At 67.4% G+C, this 17,245-nt stretch carries 18 protein-coding genes; 14 read left to right on the top strand and 4 right to left on the bottom strand.

The features are described from left to right. Positions 1–244: 244 nt before the first annotated feature. The 5 genes from MPARV_RS0105740 (at position 245) to MPARV_RS0105720 (ending at position 6,136) form a co-directional block, all read left to right on the top strand. Positions 245–1,303 (top strand): extracellular solute-binding protein, encoded by a 1,059-nt coding sequence (locus MPARV_RS0105740; protein WP_012224183.1) that lies wholly within the window; start codon positions 245–247, stop codon positions 1,301–1,303. Beyond that, positions 1,300–2,868 carry an ABC transporter permease gene (locus tag MPARV_RS0105735; RefSeq protein ID WP_020377569.1) on the top strand — a complete coding sequence of 523 codons (1,569 nt, stop codon included), beginning with the start codon at positions 1,300–1,302 and terminating at the stop codon, positions 2,866–2,868. Before MPARV_RS0105740 ends, MPARV_RS0105735 begins: the two co-directional genes overlap by 4 nt. A gap of 51 nt (positions 2,869–2,919) precedes the next feature. Next, positions 2,920–3,990: an ABC transporter ATP-binding protein gene (locus MPARV_RS0105730; RefSeq protein ID WP_100221226.1), complete on the top strand. Its 1,071-nt coding sequence runs from the start codon at positions 2,920–2,922 to the stop codon at positions 3,988–3,990. 29 nt (positions 3,991–4,019) lie between these two features. Beyond that, on the top strand, positions 4,020–4,772 hold the full coding sequence (locus MPARV_RS0105725; protein WP_020377567.1) for a helix-turn-helix domain-containing protein: 753 nt from the start codon (positions 4,020–4,022) through the stop codon (positions 4,770–4,772). Positions 4,773–4,858: 86 nt separating this feature from the next. Further along, entirely contained in the window at positions 4,859–6,136 is a 1,278-nt protein-coding gene (locus MPARV_RS0105720; protein ID WP_020377566.1) for an acetyl-CoA hydrolase/transferase family protein, read from the top strand. 64 nt (positions 6,137–6,200) lie between these two features. Here the strand turns inward: MPARV_RS0105720 and MPARV_RS0105715 are convergent, their stop codons facing one another. The 4 genes from MPARV_RS0105715 to MPARV_RS0105700 form a co-directional block, all read right to left on the bottom strand. Continuing rightward, positions 6,201–6,830 carry a peroxiredoxin gene (locus MPARV_RS0105715; RefSeq protein ID WP_012224188.1) on the bottom strand — a complete coding sequence of 210 codons (630 nt, stop codon included), beginning with the start codon at positions 6,828–6,830 and terminating at the stop codon, positions 6,201–6,203. Between the two features lie 108 nt (positions 6,831–6,938). Beyond that, complete coding sequence (locus MPARV_RS0105710) at positions 6,939–7,160, bottom strand: helix-turn-helix domain-containing protein (RefSeq protein WP_012224189.1); 222 nt, start codon at positions 7,158–7,160, stop codon at positions 6,939–6,941. Continuing rightward, positions 7,160–7,825, bottom strand: a complete 666-nt coding sequence (locus tag MPARV_RS0105705; protein ID WP_031277377.1) for a DUF2975 domain-containing protein — start codon at positions 7,823–7,825, stop codon at positions 7,160–7,162. Before MPARV_RS0105705 ends, MPARV_RS0105710 begins: the two co-directional genes overlap by 1 nt. Before the next feature lie 72 nt (positions 7,826–7,897). Next, positions 7,898–8,539, bottom strand: a complete 642-nt coding sequence (locus MPARV_RS0105700) for a class I SAM-dependent DNA methyltransferase (protein WP_020377563.1) — start codon at positions 8,537–8,539, stop codon at positions 7,898–7,900. Positions 8,540–8,712: 173 nt separating this feature from the next. On the opposite strand from MPARV_RS0105700, the gene MPARV_RS24595 reads away from it, so the two are divergent. The 9 genes from MPARV_RS24595 to MPARV_RS24590 are packed head-to-tail and all read left to right on the top strand — an operon-like array spanning position 8,713 to position 17,238. Next, positions 8,713–8,880, top strand: a complete 168-nt coding sequence (locus MPARV_RS24595) for a hypothetical protein (protein ID WP_155852349.1) — start codon at positions 8,713–8,715, stop codon at positions 8,878–8,880. Next, complete coding sequence (kdpF, locus tag MPARV_RS24300; protein ID WP_100221267.1) at positions 8,877–8,966, top strand: K(+)-transporting ATPase subunit F; 90 nt, start codon at positions 8,877–8,879, stop codon at positions 8,964–8,966. Before MPARV_RS24595 ends, kdpF begins: the two co-directional genes overlap by 4 nt. Continuing rightward, entirely contained in the window at positions 8,966–10,702 is a 1,737-nt protein-coding gene (kdpA, locus tag MPARV_RS0105690; protein WP_020377561.1) for a potassium-transporting ATPase subunit KdpA, read from the top strand. The genes kdpF and kdpA overlap by 1 nt, the downstream gene beginning before the upstream one ends. An 8-nt stretch (positions 10,703–10,710) precedes the next feature. Further along, a complete protein-coding gene (kdpB, locus tag MPARV_RS0105685; protein WP_020377560.1) occupies positions 10,711–12,822 on the top strand; it encodes a potassium-transporting ATPase subunit KdpB in 2,112 nt (703 codons plus the stop codon). Beyond that, positions 12,822–13,415 carry a K(+)-transporting ATPase subunit C gene (gene kdpC, locus MPARV_RS0105680; protein ID WP_020377559.1) on the top strand — a complete coding sequence of 198 codons (594 nt, stop codon included), beginning with the start codon at positions 12,822–12,824 and terminating at the stop codon, positions 13,413–13,415. Before kdpB ends, kdpC begins: the two co-directional genes overlap by 1 nt. Before the next feature lie 9 nt (positions 13,416–13,424). Next, a complete protein-coding gene (locus MPARV_RS0105675) occupies positions 13,425–15,968 on the top strand; it encodes a sensor histidine kinase (RefSeq protein WP_020377558.1) in 2,544 nt (847 codons plus the stop codon). Then, positions 15,965–16,660 (top strand): response regulator, encoded by a 696-nt coding sequence (locus tag MPARV_RS0105670; RefSeq protein WP_012224203.1) that lies wholly within the window; start codon positions 15,965–15,967, stop codon positions 16,658–16,660. The genes MPARV_RS0105675 and MPARV_RS0105670 overlap by 4 nt, the downstream gene beginning before the upstream one ends. Further along, entirely contained in the window at positions 16,657–17,067 is a 411-nt protein-coding gene (locus MPARV_RS0105665; protein WP_012224205.1) for a hypothetical protein, read from the top strand. The genes MPARV_RS0105670 and MPARV_RS0105665 overlap by 4 nt, the downstream gene beginning before the upstream one ends. 12 nt (positions 17,068–17,079) lie before the next feature. Further along, complete coding sequence (locus MPARV_RS24590) at positions 17,080–17,238, top strand: hypothetical protein (RefSeq protein ID WP_155852350.1); 159 nt, start codon at positions 17,080–17,082, stop codon at positions 17,236–17,238. Positions 17,239–17,245 lie beyond the last annotated feature (7 nt).

Raw genomic sequence — 17,245 nt, 5'->3', positions numbered from 1 at the left:
ACTGCCCGGCCGAGCCCCAGCGCGGCCACCATCGCCAGACCGATCCACAGGGGAAGGTAGCGGTTGAGGGTGGAGAGTCGGGCCTGGGCTTCCGACGGGCGAGGGTTTGGGGGCACTGGCGCTCCTGGTGGGAGGGAAGGCGGCCGCCTGATTGGGATGAGGATTCCACAATCCGTTAGGTTCACCTACCAAACCGACGAACGGTGTCTTGATGTGGGTTCCGTCGCTGTGCAAAGGAGACGTCATGGTCAGGAAGCGTGGTTTGCGAGTGGGCAAGGTGGTTGCCGGAGCGCTTGCAATGGCTATGGCCGTTGCCGGGTGTGGTGGCGGCGAGGATTCGGAGACGACATCCTCTGGCGGCGGCGTGACCCTCACCATGTACACCGACCAGCACGCAGAGCTGATCGAGGGGCTGACCCAGGCCTACACGAAGGCAACCGGGGTGAAGTTCAACATCCAGAATGACGCAACGGTCGGTCAGATCGAGGCCGAAGGTTCGGCGTCGAAGGCCGACCTGTTCCTTTCCGAGGACCCGACCCCGGCCGCCAGGCTGGGGGCCGACGGCCTGCTCGCACCCGTCAAAGCGTCGACGCTCGCCCAGGTGCGTCCCGGGCTGAGCTCCGGCAAGGGCCTGTGGGTGGCCTACGCCGCACGGAGTCGCGTGCTGCTGTACAACCCGAAGCTGATCGATGAGGCCGACCTGCCCGCGACCCTGGCCGACATCGTCGATCCGAAATACCAGGGCAAGTTCGCCTGGGCGCCGTCGGGCGCTTTCGTGGCCACCACGCAGTACCTGCTGGAGACCGAGGGTGAGAAGGCCACCCGGGAATTCCTTGATGGCATCAATGCCAACGGCCTCAACGAGAAGAAGAACGGTAACGTGCGAGACACCGTTGAGGCCGGGAAGCACGCAATGGGCTTGTCCAACCACTACTACTGGTGGGTGCTGGCAACCGAGTCCGGGGGCCCGGATGCGCTGGCATCGAAGATCCACCACTTTCCCGTCGAGGATCCGGGCAACCTGGTGCTGTCCTCGGGCGCCGGGGTGCTGAAGTCATCCAAGAACGCTGAAGAGTCGCAGAAGTTTCTGGCCTGGCTGACCTCCAAGGATGGCGGACAGGACGTGATCGCCAACGGCGACCCACAGGTGTCTGAGGCGCAGTATCCGGTGGCTCCAGGCGTGGCCAGCGCGGTCGCCGGTGATCTGAGCGAGGTGAAATCACCGAAGTTCGACATGGACCAACTGGCCGATTCGGCTGAGGCCCAGGACCTGCTGAAGGAGCTCGGAATGTCCAGCGGATGAACCCTCGGGTTCCACGAGTTGGCTCGGCGGCGACTGCGCTCGGTGCGGTCGCCGTCGCCGCGTTGTCGCTCGCGCCGGTCGTCTACCTGTTTGCCACCGGGATCTCGCTGGGCGACATCCGCGCCGAGTTCCGCTATGCGGCAACCACGTCAGCCATGGTGCAGACGTTGCAATTGGTCGTGTTGGTGAGCGTGCTGACCGTGGGGCTTGGGGTGTTGGGTGCGGTGATGGTGGTGCGCACCACGGTGGCCTTTCCTCGAACCTGGACGGTGTTGCTGACGCTGCCACTGGCCGTCCCGGGCTTCGTCAGCGCCTACGCGGCGTTTTCGGCCGAGCTCGTGTTTGCACCGCAGCGGACGTGGGTGACCAGCCTGCCCGGGGCGTCGCTGGTGCTGGCCCTCTCGCTGTATCCCTACGTGTTTCTGCCGTGCGTCGTTGCGCTGCGAAACATCGATCCGGCGTTGGAGGAGATGTCGGCCAACCTCAGCGCGTCACGGCTCAGCCGCATTCGCCACGTCACGCTTCCCAGCCTGCGGCCAGCCCTTGCTGCCGGGTTGCTGATCGTGGCACTGCACGTGCTCGCCGAATACGGCGCCATGGTGCAGCTCGGACGCAGCACGTTGACCACGAAGATCATGGCCGAGATGCTCGACTACGGCGACTACACGTCGGCGCGGTCGCTGTCGCTGTTGCTGGCCGGCTTCTCGATCCTGGTGCTCCTCGGCACCCGGTTGTTGTCGCCAAGCGGCTCGGCTCATCGCGTGACGCGGGGCACGACGCGCCCCCCAACGCGTGTCCGGCTGGGCCGCCGGCAGGTGCCGGTTCAGGTTGTGGCGCTGCTTGTACCGTTGCTGGCGGTTGGCCCGACGGTGTTGATGACGGTGCGCGGCCTGACCAACGTGCGGCGGTCGGTGCCGGTCGAGTGGGGACAGGTGATCAGCGCACTGTCCAGCACGGCCGGGTACGCGCTGGTGGCCGCAGCGGTGGCGACCGTGGCGGCCTTCCCGGTGAGCTGGTGGATCAACCGTCGCCCATCGACCGCCTCGATGCTGACCGAGCGTTCCGTGTGGGTGGCCCACGCCATTCCGAGCGCGATTCTGGCCCTGGCCCTTGTGTACCTCGCCACCCGGCTCACCCCGTCGCTGTACAAAACGCCAACGGTGCTCGTAGCTGCTTACGTGATCCTGTTTCTTCCGTTGGCGGTCGGGTACCAACGGGTGGGTCTGGAGGCCTCCCGGAAGGTGTACGACGATGTTGCCGCCTCGCTCGGGTCGCACCCGGCGCGCTCGTTTGCCCGGGTCACCCTGCCATTGGCCCTCCCCGGATTTATGGCCGGTGCAATTCTCGTGGGTCTCGATGCCGGCAAGGAACTGACCACCACCCTCATGTTGATTCCGTTCAACGCGGACACGCTGTCGACCCGGTTGTGGGCCACCACCAACGGTGAGTCGCTCGACTTCACCGCGGCCGCCCCCTACGCCGCGATGCTCGTCGTCCTTGGGGTTGTGCCGGTCGTGCTGCTGGTTCGCAGCACCCTTCGCCACGTTCAGGACCTTGCAGAATGAGGGACCGACCATGAAGCCCACTTGGATCAGCGTCGATACGATCGCAGTTTCGTGCTGAGCGTCCGCGGGTTGACCAAGACGTTTTCCACCCGTCAGGGGCCGGGCACGGCCGCTCTCGACCGGGCCGACCTCGAGGTTGCCGACGGAGCGTTCGCCGCCGTGCTCGGTCCGTCCGGATCGGGAAAGACCACGCTGCTGCGCTGCATCGCCGGATTTGAGCGGCCCGATACCGGTGTGATCACCCTCGGCGGCCGCACGCTCGACTCGCCGTCAACGCCAAGCGTGCGCGCCCACGACCGCGGTATTGGCATCGTCCCGCAGGAAGGGGCCTTGTTTCCCCACCTCTCCGTCGCCCGGAACATCGGCTTTGGCCTGACTCAAGTCGACCGGAAACGCCGACGAGACCGGGTTGAAGACCTCCTTGAGCTGGTCGGCATGGAGGGCCTGGGCGACCGACGCCCGCACCAACTGTCCGGTGGCCAACAGCAGCGTGTGGCGCTGGCCCGGGCGCTGGCACCCGAGCCACAGCTGATCCTTCTGGACGAACCGTTCTCCGCTCTTGACGCCAAGTTGCGGGTGGAGCTGCGCGAGGAGGTTCAGGCCATGCTGCATCGAGTTGGCGCCACCGCCATGTTGGTCACCCACGACCAGTCGGAGGCCCTCGCCATGGCCGACCACCTGGTGGTGATCCGTGACGGGCACATCGTTGCGGCGGGCGAACCGAGAGATGTGTACGACCGGCCTCCCGACCTTGATACCGGTCGGTTCTTGGGCGACGCAGCCGTGCTGCCGGGCGATGTGACCAGCGACGCCGATGGGCACTCGGTGGAGTGCGTGCTCGGACGGCTGGCCGTCGACGCCTGGCATGGCCAACTCGGCCCGTGCCAGGTGCTGGTTCGCCCCGAGCATCTCAGCGCGGTCCGGGCGGGCGGCCCGTCCGATGCCGGGGCCGCCGGCACGGTGACAGCGCTGTCATACCGGGGATCCGAACTGAGACTGAGCATCGCCCTGCGCACCTCGCGACTGCGACTGGCGGTGAGCGCCCCGGGGACGTGTCGACTTGGCGTGGGCGATTCGGTGCTGGTCAGCACGGATGCAGCCGTGTGCACCTACCCGATCTGACCTCCTTCGGCAGAGCTAGCCTTTCGAAGATGAGCGATACTGCCGACGAGTCACCGGCCTCGCAGGCCGCCCGCGAGTGCGCCGACGACATCGGCGCGGTGGGGGCGATGTTCATGCTCGACATGGACAACCATGTCGCTGCCGCGGCTGCGGGCTACGAAGGCCTGGCCTTCTACTTCGGCGGGCGAGGCGGGGTGCTGGGCGACGTGCCCGTTGCCGCAGTGGTGAAGGCATTCTGTTTCTTTCCCTCGGCATCGGTGGAGGCGGGCTGGACGCAGGCGATCGGCGTTGAAACCCGACACGAAGCGGCTGTTCGATTTGCCCGCGCGGCCGAAACCTGGGCGGCGAGCCACCTGCCGAGCGACGGCATCGGGTACGAGCGGCTCGGAGAGTTGGCCGGCAGGGTCTCCGCCGCAGCCGACGGCGCGTCGGCTCCGATCTTCGACGGATGGCGTGCGTTGGCCGAGCCCCGGTCGGCGCGCGAACTTGCCTACCATCGAGTGAATTCACTTCGTGAACTTCGGTTCGCCCGGCACGTGGCCGAACTTGATCGCCTTGGTCTCGATCCGCTGGTCGCCTTCATGATCAAGTCGCCTGCCATGGCTGACATCTTTGGGTGGCCCCAGCCGCGACCCACCCCGACCGATGAGCACCGTCGGGTTTGGGCCCAGATCGAGGCCGGCACCGACGTGGCGTTCGGCGCCGACCTGGCGGTGCTCGAGCCCGCTGAACTGTCCGAGTTGGTTGCGCTGCTTGGGTCGATGCGAGCTGCGATCACCTGAGCCTCGCCCGCCGTCCCTGATTGTCCTGGGGCTGCTTCCACACGTCCTAAGTTGGCCATCATGCCCCGAGACGCAGCCCGAACTCGATGATCCGTCTTCCGCCCCCCGTGCCCGCCGAGGCTGTGCTCGACCTGCTCATCCCGGGCGCCGACGTCATCGTGCCGCTGGCCAACGGTGAGCCAACGTCGATCCTCGACGCGATCGAAGCCGCCGCCGACCAGCTTGAAGGGGTGCGGATTCACCAGATGCACGCTCTTCGCGACCGGCCGTACCTTCACGGCGTCTACGGCGATCGGCTGCGCCACGTGTCGTACTTCTTGTCCCACATCACCCGGCCCGCATATTGGGAGGGCACGATCGATCTGGTGCCCAACCACTTCTCCGAGGTGCCGACGCTGCTCCGTCGGAGCACCCGCTGCACGGTGGTCGTCGCAGCCTGCTCGCCGCCGGATCAGCACGGCTACTTCAGCCTGGGCACCAACGCCGACTACGTCGTCGACCTGATCGGACGAGTGCCGATCTTCCTGGAGGCCACACCGCACATGCCCCGCACACGAGGGGCCAACCTGGTGCACCACTCCCAGGTGGAGGGCTGGTGCGAGTCCGATCGCCCGCTGATCGAGGTGCCACGCTCCGAGCCCAACGATGTCGATCGAGCGATCGCATCACTGGTGGCCGAACGAATCCCCGATCGTGCATCGGTGCAGATTGGTATCGGGTCCATTGCGTCCGCCGTGCTCGACAGCCTGGGCGGTCACCGTGACCTGGGCATCCACACCGAGTTGCTTCACGACGGCATGGTCGACCTGGTGGAGGCCGGCGTGGTCACGGGGGCCTACAAGGAGGTGCGCCGCAATCGTGTGGTTACCACCTTCTGTTTGGGCACGCGCCGCCTGTACGACTGGCTCGAGGACAACGCCGTGGTCGAGCTGCTTGGGGTCGACTTCGTCAATGATCCCCGGGTCATCGCCCGGATGCGGCGGTTCAACTCGGTGAACGCGACCACCGAGGTCGATCTGATGGGCCAGTGCGCATCGGAAACGATCGGTGGCCGCTATTGGTCCTCGTCGGGAGGCCAGGCCGACTTTGCGCGCGGCGCGATGTATGCCGAGGAAGGGCAGGCATTCATCGTCACTCCGTCGTTGACCCGAGCGGGCGACAGCCGCATCGTTGCGTCGCTCACGGCCGGGTCGGTGGTGACCACCCTCAAGAACACCGTGGACCATGTGGTCACCGAGCACGGCGTTGCAGAACTGCGGGGTCGTTCGCTTGCTGACCGGGCCCGGGCGTTGATCGCCGTCGCAGACCCATCCGCGCGAGATGACCTCAACCGGGCCGCCCGCAGGTTGGGGCTCTTCGTCTGAACGACCCGGAACGGCGGGCGTTCGACCGGTCTGTCACCGGTCGAACGCCCAGTGTTGCCGCGGGTTACTTCGGGGCGTCGGCGTAGCGGAGGTAGGGCTTGAACTCCTCGACGTTCTCGAACTTGGCCTTGGCGTCCTCGGTGGACATGCCCGGGGACACGATCACGCGGTCGCCGGGCTTCCAGTCGGCCGGGGTGGCGATGGGGTTGGCGTCGGTCGCCTGCAGCGCGTCGATCACGCGGACGATCTCGTCGAAGTTGCGGCCCACCGACTTCGGGTAGGTGAGGATGAGGCGCAGTTTGTTTTCGGGGTCGACGATGAACACCGAACGCACGGTCGAGGTATCGCCCTCGCCTGGGTGGATCATGTCGTAGAGCTCGGCGACCTTGTGGTCCGGGTCGGCGACGATCGGGAAGTTGAGCGGGGTGCCGGTGACCTCGCCGATGTCGGGAGCCCAGGCGTGGTGATCCTCAACCGGGTCGATCGAGATGGCCATCGCCTTGGTGTTGCGCTTGGCGAACTCGCTGCCGAGGGCGGCGGTGCGGCCCAACTCGGTAGTGCACACGGGCGTGAAGTCGGCCGGGTGGCTGAAGAACACCGCCCACGAGTCCTTCTTCCAGTCGTGGAAGGAGAGCTCGCCATCGGTGGTCATGGCGGTGAAATCTGGCGCGGTATCTCCGAGGCGAAGCCCCATAAAGTATGTCCCTTCGTAGGTGCTGCATCGGTGCAGCGGTCTGGAGGTTTCAGACTAGGCCGGGCGCGCCGGGTGCCGCGCCCACCCTCGGACCGACCTGGGTGGGTGCTACCGCTCGACCGAGAACAACTCGCCCGGCTGGCAATCAAGGGCGTCACAGATGGCGGTCAGGGTGGAGAATCGGATCGCCTTGGCCCGGTCGTTCTTGAGCACCGACAGGTTGATGGCGGTCACGCCGACCAGCTCGGCCAGGTCGGTTAGCGAGATGTTGTGCTCGTTCAGCAGGCGGTCGAGGTGGCAGTGGATGCGGTGCGGCTTTTCGGGAGGCATCAGATCATTCCGGCGACGTCGTCCTGCAAGGCCACACCGGCGTGCCACACCGACGCCAACGCGGCCACGCCTGAACCGACGATGATGGGAAGGAACGAGATGGTGAATGCCGTCTCGGTGAGGCCCGCTGCGGTGGATCCACGGAACATCAGCATCGCCGCCACCCCGCTGAAGAACGAGTAGGCGGTCCCGCCGCCGGCGATCAATGCGGCAAGCATCCACAGCCGCCGCTCGTTCCGGGCGACGAACGGGTTGCCGGCCCGTGCCGACCGGACGATCGAGTACACCAGCCACAGACCGGCGAGTATCAACAGCGGGCCGCTCACCTGCCAGATCAACCAGACCGCTCGCTGTGCCGGGCTTGGGGCGAGAAAGGTGAACCGGGCGGCGGTCGGCCCGCCGACCTTCACCGGCGGTTGGCTGGTGGCGACCGGGACCCCGTCGTTTGAGGCCATCGGTGGCACCTGGTCGCCGAAGTCGATCGGGAACGAAGGTTCGGCGTCGACGACCGGATCGTCGTTGCCGACAAGGCCCATCGCCGGCTTGGAGAGGACTATCGCCACGATGGACAGGCACATCACGATCATGCCGACCAGCAACAGGCCCTCGAACCACTTGATCACACCTGGTGACCTGGTTTCACCAGCCGCGGCTGTTGCGTTCATGATGACTACCTCCGGCGATATATCGATTGTCGATATGCGTGGAGATGAGTATGCATATCGATAATCGATATGTCAAGCCCGAAGTTGGTCCGCCGTGCAGGTGGCAAGAAAGAGGGGGTAGGGACGGTCGCCCTTCATGACCTGAGCGACCGAGCGCTCCACGGTGATCGAGAAGCCCGCGTCCGCGAGCCGGTCGCTCAATTCATCGGGATCGAACCCATCGTGAACATGGAAGTGCCCTTCATGTCCCGCTGCGTTGTCCTCGTGAAACGAGCCGTCCTCGGCCTCGAGGTCGACGATACAGAGGTGTCCGCCTTCAGTGAGCATGGTGGCAAATCCGGTGAGCACGGGCCGAAGCTCGGCTATGTGGTGCAGTGTCATCACCGTGACGATGAGATCGAATTGATCCTCGGGCGGCGTCTCGGCTGCGAGGTCAAGCCCCCACACGCGGGTGGTGTCGGGGAGCGCCCCGGCGTCCACCTTGGCCTGTGCAACCTGGCGCATGCCCTCCGACGGGTCGGCGAGGGTGATCTGCCCCACCGAATGTGCCAGCTGCTCGGAAACCAAACCGGTGCCGGCGCCGTACTCGAAGACCCGCGTCGTGCGATCGAGCGGCACGGCCCTGGCGATGGCCTCGGCGACCACGCGGGCCCGCTCGATCTTGTCCGGGTCGTCCCAGGTGGCGGCCCGGTCATCAAAGGAACTGTGTGGCACTGAAGCGACCTCCCGGGTGAACGTATGTCTACCCATCCTACGGCGTGGTCCCGCCGCTCGGATCGTGCCCCATCGGGGGCTTGGCCCGAACACGGCGCCAAGATGTGGCTCTTGGCCGTGAAGATGGCGTGAAGGCCGTTCCGTCGAGGCGGGGGGCGATTAGACCCCTCCGCATGACAGATGTTCTTCTTCTGATTCTGCTGGTCGGGGCCTTTGCCGCTTTTGCCGGTTATGTGCGCATATGCGACCGCGTCGTCGGTCCGGACGACAGCGTCGATGTGACGCCGACAACCACGCCCTCGGCGTCGGCGGCAACCCCGACCACGGGGGAGCGACTGTGAACCTCGAGAGCATCGTGGGCCTGGTGATCGCCGCTGGGCTGTTGGCCTACCTGGTGGTCACCCTGATCTGGCCGGAGCGGTTCTGATGTCCGCCGCAGCCATCTTTCAGCTTCTCGTCCTGTTGGTGCTGCTCGGCGTCACCGTGCCGCCGCTCGGGCGCTACCTGGCGGGCGTGTTCGGCGACCCCGAGCTGGGCGGTGAGCCCGAGCCCACCCTTGGCGAGCGGCTGTTTGGCCCGATCGAGCGCGTCATCTATCGGGCGTGTCGTGTCAACCCCGGAGCGCAACAGCGTTGGACCGTGTACGCCATGTCGCTCCTGGCGTTCAGCCTGGTGTCGGTGCTGGGTCTGTATGCCCTGCTCCGATTTCAAGGGACGCTGCCATTGAACCCCGACGGCCGCCCCGGCGTCGGCCCGACGGTGGCGTTCAACACGGCCGTCTCGTTCCTGACCAACACCAACTGGCAGGCCTACGGTGGCGAGACCACGATGAGCCACCTCAGCCAGATGTTGGGGCTGACCGTGCAGAACTTCGTGTCGGCGGCCGCCGGCATGGCGGTGATCGTGGCGATCATCCGCGGCATCACCCGGCGCGGATCGTCCACCCTGGGCAACTTCTGGGTGGACGTCACCCGGATCGTGGTGCGGGTGCTCGTGCCGATGGCGTTCATCGCCGCGATCCTCCTGGTCGGCCAGGGCGTCATTCAGAACTTCTCGGGGCCGCAAACCGTCTCGGGCGTGGCCGGCGCCTCGCAGTCGATCCCCGGTGGCCCGGCGGCCTCGCAGGTGGCGATCAAGCAGCTGGGCACCAACGGCGGCGGGTTCTTCAACGCCAACTCGACCCACCCGTTCGAGAACCCCAACGGCTGGACGAACCTGCTCCAGATCTGGCTGATCCTGGCGATTCCGCTGGCGATCCCGCTGGCCTACGGGCGCATGGTGAAGGATCGCAAACAGGGCAACGTGTTGCTGGGCGTGATGATGGTGCTGTGGCTCGGCTCGGTGCTGCTGGCCGTCACGGCCGAGACCGCCGGCAACCCGATGCTGACCGACCGCGGCGCCGACCAGGCGGTGGCCGCCCAGCAGTCCGGCGGCAACATGGAGGGCAAGGAGACCCGGTTCGGGCCGGGGACGTGCGGGCTGTATGCCGCTACCACCACCGGCACCTCCACCGGCGCGGTCAACTGCATGCACGACTCGATGACCGGTGCCGGCGGCGGCGTGGCCATGGTCAACATGCTGCTCGGGGAGGTGAGCCCGGGCGGCGTGGGAGTGGGGCTGATGGGCCTGTTGATCTATGCCCTGCTGGCGGTGTTCATCGCCGGGCTGATGGTCGGGCGAACGCCGGAGTACCTGGGCAAGAAGATCCAGGCGACCGAGATGAAGCTGGTGGTGTTGTACATCGTGGTCATGCCGCTGACCGTGCTGGGCATGACGGCGGTGAGCATCCGCCTGGGCACCGTGCTCGACCACTCGATGCAGGACGTCGGGCCGCACGGCCTGAGCGAAGTGCTCTACGCCTACACCTCCGCCGCCAACAACAACGGCTCGGCCTTCGCAGGCCTCGACCCCGCCACCAACTGGATGACCATCACCCAGGGGATCGCCATGTTGCTCGGCCGTTTCGGGCTGATCATCCCGGCCCTGGCCATCGCCGGATCGCTGGCCCGCAAGGAACGGGTTCCGGTCACCGCCGGCACGTTCCCCACCGGCACTCCGCTGTTCGGCGGCCTGGTGACCGGCGTCGTGCTGATCGTCGCCGGACTGACGTTCTTTCCTGTACTGGCGCTCGGCCCGGTGGCCGAGGCGCTGGCGATGCGCTGAGGAGCCTGATGACCGCCACCATTGTTCCGCCACCCCAACCCCCATCGCCGGACGATGCCGTACCCCATGATCCGGCCGACACTCGGCATCGGGCCAAGGCCTCGGTGCTCGATCGATCGATCATCGGTCCCGCCCTTCGCGGCAGCGTGGTCAAACTCGACCCCCGGGCGATGGCCAAAAACCCGGTGATGTTCGTCGTCGAGGTGGGTGCTGTGCTCTCCACCGTCCTGCTGTTCGCCGGCATGGGCACCTCGTCTGCGTCGGAGAACACCTTCAACGTCATCGTCACCGTGGTGCTGTGGTTCACCGTGCTGTTTGCCAACTTCGCCGAGGCAATGGCCGAGGGCCGCGGCAAGGCGCAGGCGGCCAGCCTGCGGGCCACCCGTCAGGAGACCTCGGCGCGGCGCCGCAACGCCGATGGCAGCATCTCCGATGTGGCCTCGACCGATCTCGACATCGGCGACGAGGTGGTCGTGGTGGCCGGTGAGGTGATCCCCGGGGACGGCGACATCGTGGAAGGCATCGCAACCGTCGACGAGTCGGCCATCACCGGCGAGTCGGCGCCGGTGGTGCGCGAGTCGGGCGGCGACCGCTCGGCGGTCACCGGCGGCACCAAGGTGCTCTCCGACGAGATCGTCGTGCGCATCTCGACCCGTCCGGGTGAATCCTTCCTCGACCGGATGATCGCCCTGGTCGAGGGTGCCGAACGCCAGAAGACCCCCAATGAGGTGGCGCTCGGCATCCTGCTGTCGGGCCTGACGATCATCTTTCTGCTGGCGGTGGTCACGCTGCAGCCCTTCGCCACCTACTCGGGCGACAGGCAGTCGCTGATCGTGCTCACCGCGCTGCTGGTGTGTCTGATCCCCACCACGATCGGTGGCCTGCTGTCGTCGATCGGCATCGCCGGCATGGACCGGTTGGTGCAGCGCAACGTGCTGGCCATGTCCGGCCGGGCCGTCGAGGCGGCAGGCGACGTGTCGACGCTGCTGTTGGACAAGACGGGCACGATCACCTTCGGCAACCGCCGGGCCAGCCGGTTCGTGCCGGTGCACGGCGTCGATGAGGTTGAGCTGGCAGAGGCGGCGCTGGTGACCAGCCTGGCCGACGAGACCCCGGAGGGTCGCTCGATCGTCGACCTGGCCGCCGAGCAGTTTCAGCTGTCCGCCGAGCTGGAGGCGGGCGCCGAACTGGTGCCATTCACAGCCCAGACCCGCATGAGCGGCGTCGACCTCGTCGACGGTCGCCGGCTGCGCAAGGGCGCCGCCGACTCGGTGCGCCGTTGGGTGGAGGAGCAGGCGGGTACGACGCCCCCGGAGCTGGTCGCCCACGTCGCCGACATCTCCAACTCGGGCGGAACCCCGCTGGTGGTGGTCGATGGCCCCCGGGTGCTGGGCGTGGTGCACCTCAAAGACGTGGTCAAGCCCGGTATGCGTGAGCGGTTCGATGAGCTGCGGGCGCTCGGCATCCGCACGGTGATGATCACCGGCGACAACCCGCTGACCGCCAAGGCGATCGCCGCTGAAGCGGGCGTGGACGACTTCCTGGCCGAGGCGACCCCCGAGCAGAAGATGGAGCTGATCCGTGCCGAGCAGGCCGGCGGCCGGCTGGTGGCGATGACCGGGGACGGCACCAACGACGCGCCTGCGCTGGCTGCTGCCGACGTGGGGGTGGCGATGAACACCGGCACCCAGGCCGCAAAGGAGGCGGGCAACATGGTCGACCTGGACTCCAACCCCACCAAACTGATTGAGATCGTCGAGATCGGCAAGCAGCTGCTGATCACCCGGGGCTCGCTGACCACGTTCTCGATCGCCAACGACGTGGCCAAGTACTTCGCCATCATTCCGGCGATGTTCCTGGTGGCCTATCCCCAACTGGACGCCCTCAACATCATGGGCCTTGGCTCGGCCCGCTCGGCGATCCTGTCTGCGGTGATCTTCAATGCGCTGATCATCGTGGCACTCATCCCGCTGGCACTTCGCGGTGTGCGGTTTAGGGCGGTCGGCGCCGCCGAGGTGCTACGTCGCAACATGGCGATCTACGGGCTGGGCGGGCTGATCGCCCCATTCATCGGCATCAAAGCGATCGACCTGATCATCACCACCCTGGGAGTCTCCTGATGCGTCGTCAACTGCTGACCGGCCTGACCATGTTTGCCATGATGACCGTGCTGGTCGGCGTCATCTACCCACTGGCGGTCACCGGGGTGGCCCAACTGGCCTTCGGTCACCAGGCCAACGGCTCGATCATCGAATCGGATGGGCGCCCCGTGGCCTCATCCCTGATCGGCCAGAGGTTCGAGGGCCCGGGGTGGTTCCACCCCCGACCGTCTGCGGCGGGCGATGGCTACGACGCATCCGCCAGCGGGGCGTCGAACCTGGGCCCGACCAGCGCTGAGCTGGGAGACCTGGTCGACGAACGCGTGAAGGCCTACCGGGCCGAGAACGGTCTCGGCGATCGTGCTCAGGTGCCGGTCGACGCCGTCACCGCCTCCGGTTCCGGCTTGGATCCACACATTTCCGAAGCCAACGCCCGCGCGCAGGCCTCCAGGGTGGCAGTGGACCGCGGCCTCGATGCCGACGTCGTGGCCGGTCTGATCGACGACGCCACACAACACCGCCCGCTCGGGGTGCTCGGCGATGACGGCGTCAACGTCGTCGAACTCAACCTGGCCGTCGAGCAGGCGGAGGCCGCCAATGGCGGCGGTTCGTAGACTTCGGTCGTGAGTCGAGGCCGTCTCCGCATCTATCTGGGCGCTGCGCCGGGCGTGGGCAAGACCTATGCCATGTTGGGCGAGGGGCGCCGCCGGCTCGACCGGGGTACCGACGTGGTGGTGGGTTTCATCGAGACACACGGCCGCCGCAACACCGCAGATCGACTTGAGGGACTTGAGGTGGCGCCCCGGCGGCGCATCGAACATCGCGGTGCCGTGCTCGATGAGATGGACCTCGACGCCCTCCTCGCCCGTCGGCCCGAGGTGGCACTCGTCGACGAGCTGGCCCACACCAACGCCCCCGGATCGCGCCATGCCAAGCGCTGGGAGGACGTCGAGGAACTGCTTGCCGCCGGCATCGACGTGATCTCCACCGTCAACGTTCAGCACCTGGAGTCGCTCAACGACGTCGTGGAGGCGATCACCGGCGTGCGGCAGCGCGAAACCGTGCCCGACCGGGTGGTCCGCGACGCCGAGCAGGTGGAGTTGGTCGACATGACGCCCGAGGCGCTGCGCCGCCGAATGGTCCATGGCCACATCTACGCGCCCGACAAGGTCGATGCGGCTCTCGGCAACTATTTCCGCCTGGGCAACCTGGGCGCGTTGCGCGAGCTGGCGCTGTTGTGGGTTGCCGACAAGGTCGACGAGGCGATGCGCCGCTACCTGAGCGATGAGCGGATCGCCGGTACCTGGGAAACCCGCGAACGGGTGGTGGTGGCCATCACCGGAGCCCCGAGCGGCGACCACCTGATCCGTCGGGCCGCCCGCATGGCGCGCCGAAGCCACGGTGACCTGATCGGGGTTCACATACGTCCCGGCACCGGGCTACGAGAGGGCCCCAACGAGGAACTGCTCGCCCACCGGACGCTGCTCGCCGACCTGGGCGGCACCTACCACGAGACGACCAGCGACGATGTCGCCGAGGGACTGGTGGCCTTCGCCGGGTCGGTGCGCGCCACCCAGATCGTGCTTGGCGCCTCCCGCCGCGATCGGCTGTCCGAGCTGGTGCGGGGCTCGGTGATCAACCGGGTGATCCGAGCGGCGGGCGAGATCGACGTTCACGTGATCTCTCGCGACGACGGTGCTGAACGGGCGGCGCTGCCGCCCGCGCCACGGCGCCATGGGTCCCCGCTGTCGCGTCGGCGGCGGGCTGCCGGCTGGGCGCTGGTGGTGGTTGGACTGCCGCTCCTGACCGTCGTTCTCGACGCCGCTCGCAACTCGATCGGGCTGCCCTCGGTGCTGGTGATCTACCTGCTGTACGTCTGTATCGTGGCAGCGATCGGTGGGTTCGGACCGGCTTTCGTCACTGCGCTTGCGTCGACCGCAGCGGCCAATTGGTACTTCACCCAGCCGCTGTACACGCTGCGGATCAGAGACCCCGAGCACCTGATTGCGGTGTCGGCCTTCGTGTCGGCCGGTGGCCTCGTCAGCCTGCTCGTCGCCCGAACGGCCCGGCGCACGGCCGATGCAGCCCGGGCGCGTGCTGAAACGGAGGCCCTCATCGACGTGGTCGGGGCCGATGTCGGCGAGCACGACCCGGTGGGGGTGTTGCTCTCCCATCTGCGCATCACGTTCGGCCAGATCGGAGCCGCAATCTTCGTCCGTGAGGGCGATCGCAGCTGGAGCGTCGTCGCCGTGGACGGCCTTGACTCGACGCCGGTTCCTTCCGAGGGTGAGCGACTCGAGCTGGGGGAGGACCACCTGCTCACCCTGACGCCGGGTGGGCTGACCGCCGCCGATCGACGGGTGCTGGGGGCGTTCGGCGCCCGGCTGGTCGAGGCGCTTCAACGGCGCGTGCTGGAGGCGGCGGCCAGCGACGCTGCAACTCTCGCCCGGGCCGACGAGCTGCGCACAGCGATCCTGCGAGCTGTGTCACACGATCTGCGCTCGCCGTTGGCGTCGATCAAGGCATCGTCGACCAGCCTCCTTCAAGACGACGTGGACTGGAACGCCGAGCAGCGCGCCGAGTTTGCCCGCACGATCGACGAGGAGGCGGATCGGCTCGACGACCTGATCGGCAATCTGCTCGACATGAGCCGCATCGAGGCCGGCGCGGTCGAAATCACCGTTCGTGCCGTCGGGCTCGACGACGTCATCGCCGCTGCTCTGGCCAGCCTGTCCGAGCCCACGGGCCGCGTGGTGATCGAGCTTGACGACGACGGTCCGGCGGCGCTGGCCGATGCGGGGCTCTTCGAACGGGTACTGGCCAACATCGTGGCCAACGCCCTCGCTCATTCGCCGGCCGATCGCAAGATCCTGGTGCAGGCAACCAGCCGGGACGACACAGCGGTGATGCGGATCGTCGACCACGGGCCGGGTATCTCGCCCGAGGCGCGTGCCACCATGTTTCAGCCCTTCCAACGCTTCGGGGACGACACCAGCGGGGGAGTGGGCCTGGGGTTGGCGGTCGCCCGAGGCTTCATGACCGCCATGCACGGCGTGCTGAGCGCCGAGGAAACGCCCGGTGGCGGCCTCACCGTAACGCTGTCGCTGCCCCTCGCCGGGAAGAGCGACGCACTGCCCCTTCCCTCCCCGGCCGGAGCGGCGTCGTGACCACCGTTCTGGTGGTCGACGACGAGCCCCAGATCCGGCGCGCGCTGGCGACCAACCTGCAGGCCCGCGAGTTTGACGTGGTGCTGGCCGACACCGGTCGCGCTGCGCTGCAGCTCGCGGCCGATCGCCACCCCGACCTGGTGCTGTTGGATATCGGCTTGCCCGATCTCAGCGGGATCGAGGTGGTCCACGGCCTGCGCGGGTGGACCGAGGTGCCGATCATCATGTTGACCGTCCGCAGCGAGGAGGCCGACAAGGTGGAGGCGCTCGACGCGGGCGCCGACGATTTCGTCACCAAGCCGTTCGGTATGAACGAACTGCTCGCCCGCATGCGAGCTGCGCTGCGGCGCACGGCGTCGGTGGGTGAGACCGTCCCGGTCGTGGTCGTCGGCCGGCTGCGGATCGACCTGGCCGACAAGCGGGTGGAGCGCTCCGGCGAGGCCGTCCACCTCACCCCCACCGAGTGGGAGCTTGTGGAACACCTGGCGCGTCACAGCGACCGCCTGGTTACCCAACGTCAGCTACTCACCGCCGTGTGGGGTCCGAACTTCGACGACGAGTCCGGCTATCTGCGGGTCCACATGGCCAACCTGCGCCGCAAGCTGGAGGGCGATCCCTCCCACCCCCGCTACTTCAAGACCGAACCGGGGATGGGCTACCGATTCCTCACCGACGGAGATGAAGAACGATGAACCGTTTCGACCGCACCCTGCAACGCATCGTCGAATCGTTCAACGCAACCGAATCGAGGCGGGTTGGTCACGGCCGTTTCGAGACGGTCGAGCCGGCCGAGGGCCAGCCGCTCCAGCGGGCCCGGCTGATCGCCGGCTACGTCCTCGCCGTCGCCCTGCCGGCGGCGACCGCAGCGGCGACCATCCCGTTGCGTGGGTCGCACACCAGCGCGGCGGCCGTGATCCTCGTGCTTTCGGTCGTTGTCGTCGCTGCGATCGGCACCACCGGCTGGCCATCTCCGATGGCGACGACCTGTCCGCCGCCATCTCGCTGGTCATCGTCGGCATCATCGTCGGGGTGCTCAGCAGCAGGCTGGCCGGCCTGGCCGCCCGCAATACGGCGCGTCGCAAGGAGCTTCGCCAACTGATCAGGTTCATCCGTGCGGCGGACGCGGCCACCGTTGGGATACCTGACCCTGTCGCCCCAGCCCGGCCACCGCACCTCGGTCGAGAAGCGGTTGACCGCAGCGACGATGGCCACGGTCTTCGCCGGGGCCATCGCCCGGCTGGGTCGCCAGGGGGCTCGGCCGGAGGACTAGACCCAAA

The organism is Candidatus Microthrix parvicella Bio17-1, from assembly GCF_000299415.1.
Classification (GTDB): domain Bacteria; phylum Actinomycetota; class Acidimicrobiia; order Acidimicrobiales; family Microtrichaceae; genus Microthrix; species Microthrix parvicella.
Note: the sequence above shows the minus strand (reverse complement) of the source record. Positions and strands in the feature narration are given on the sequence as shown.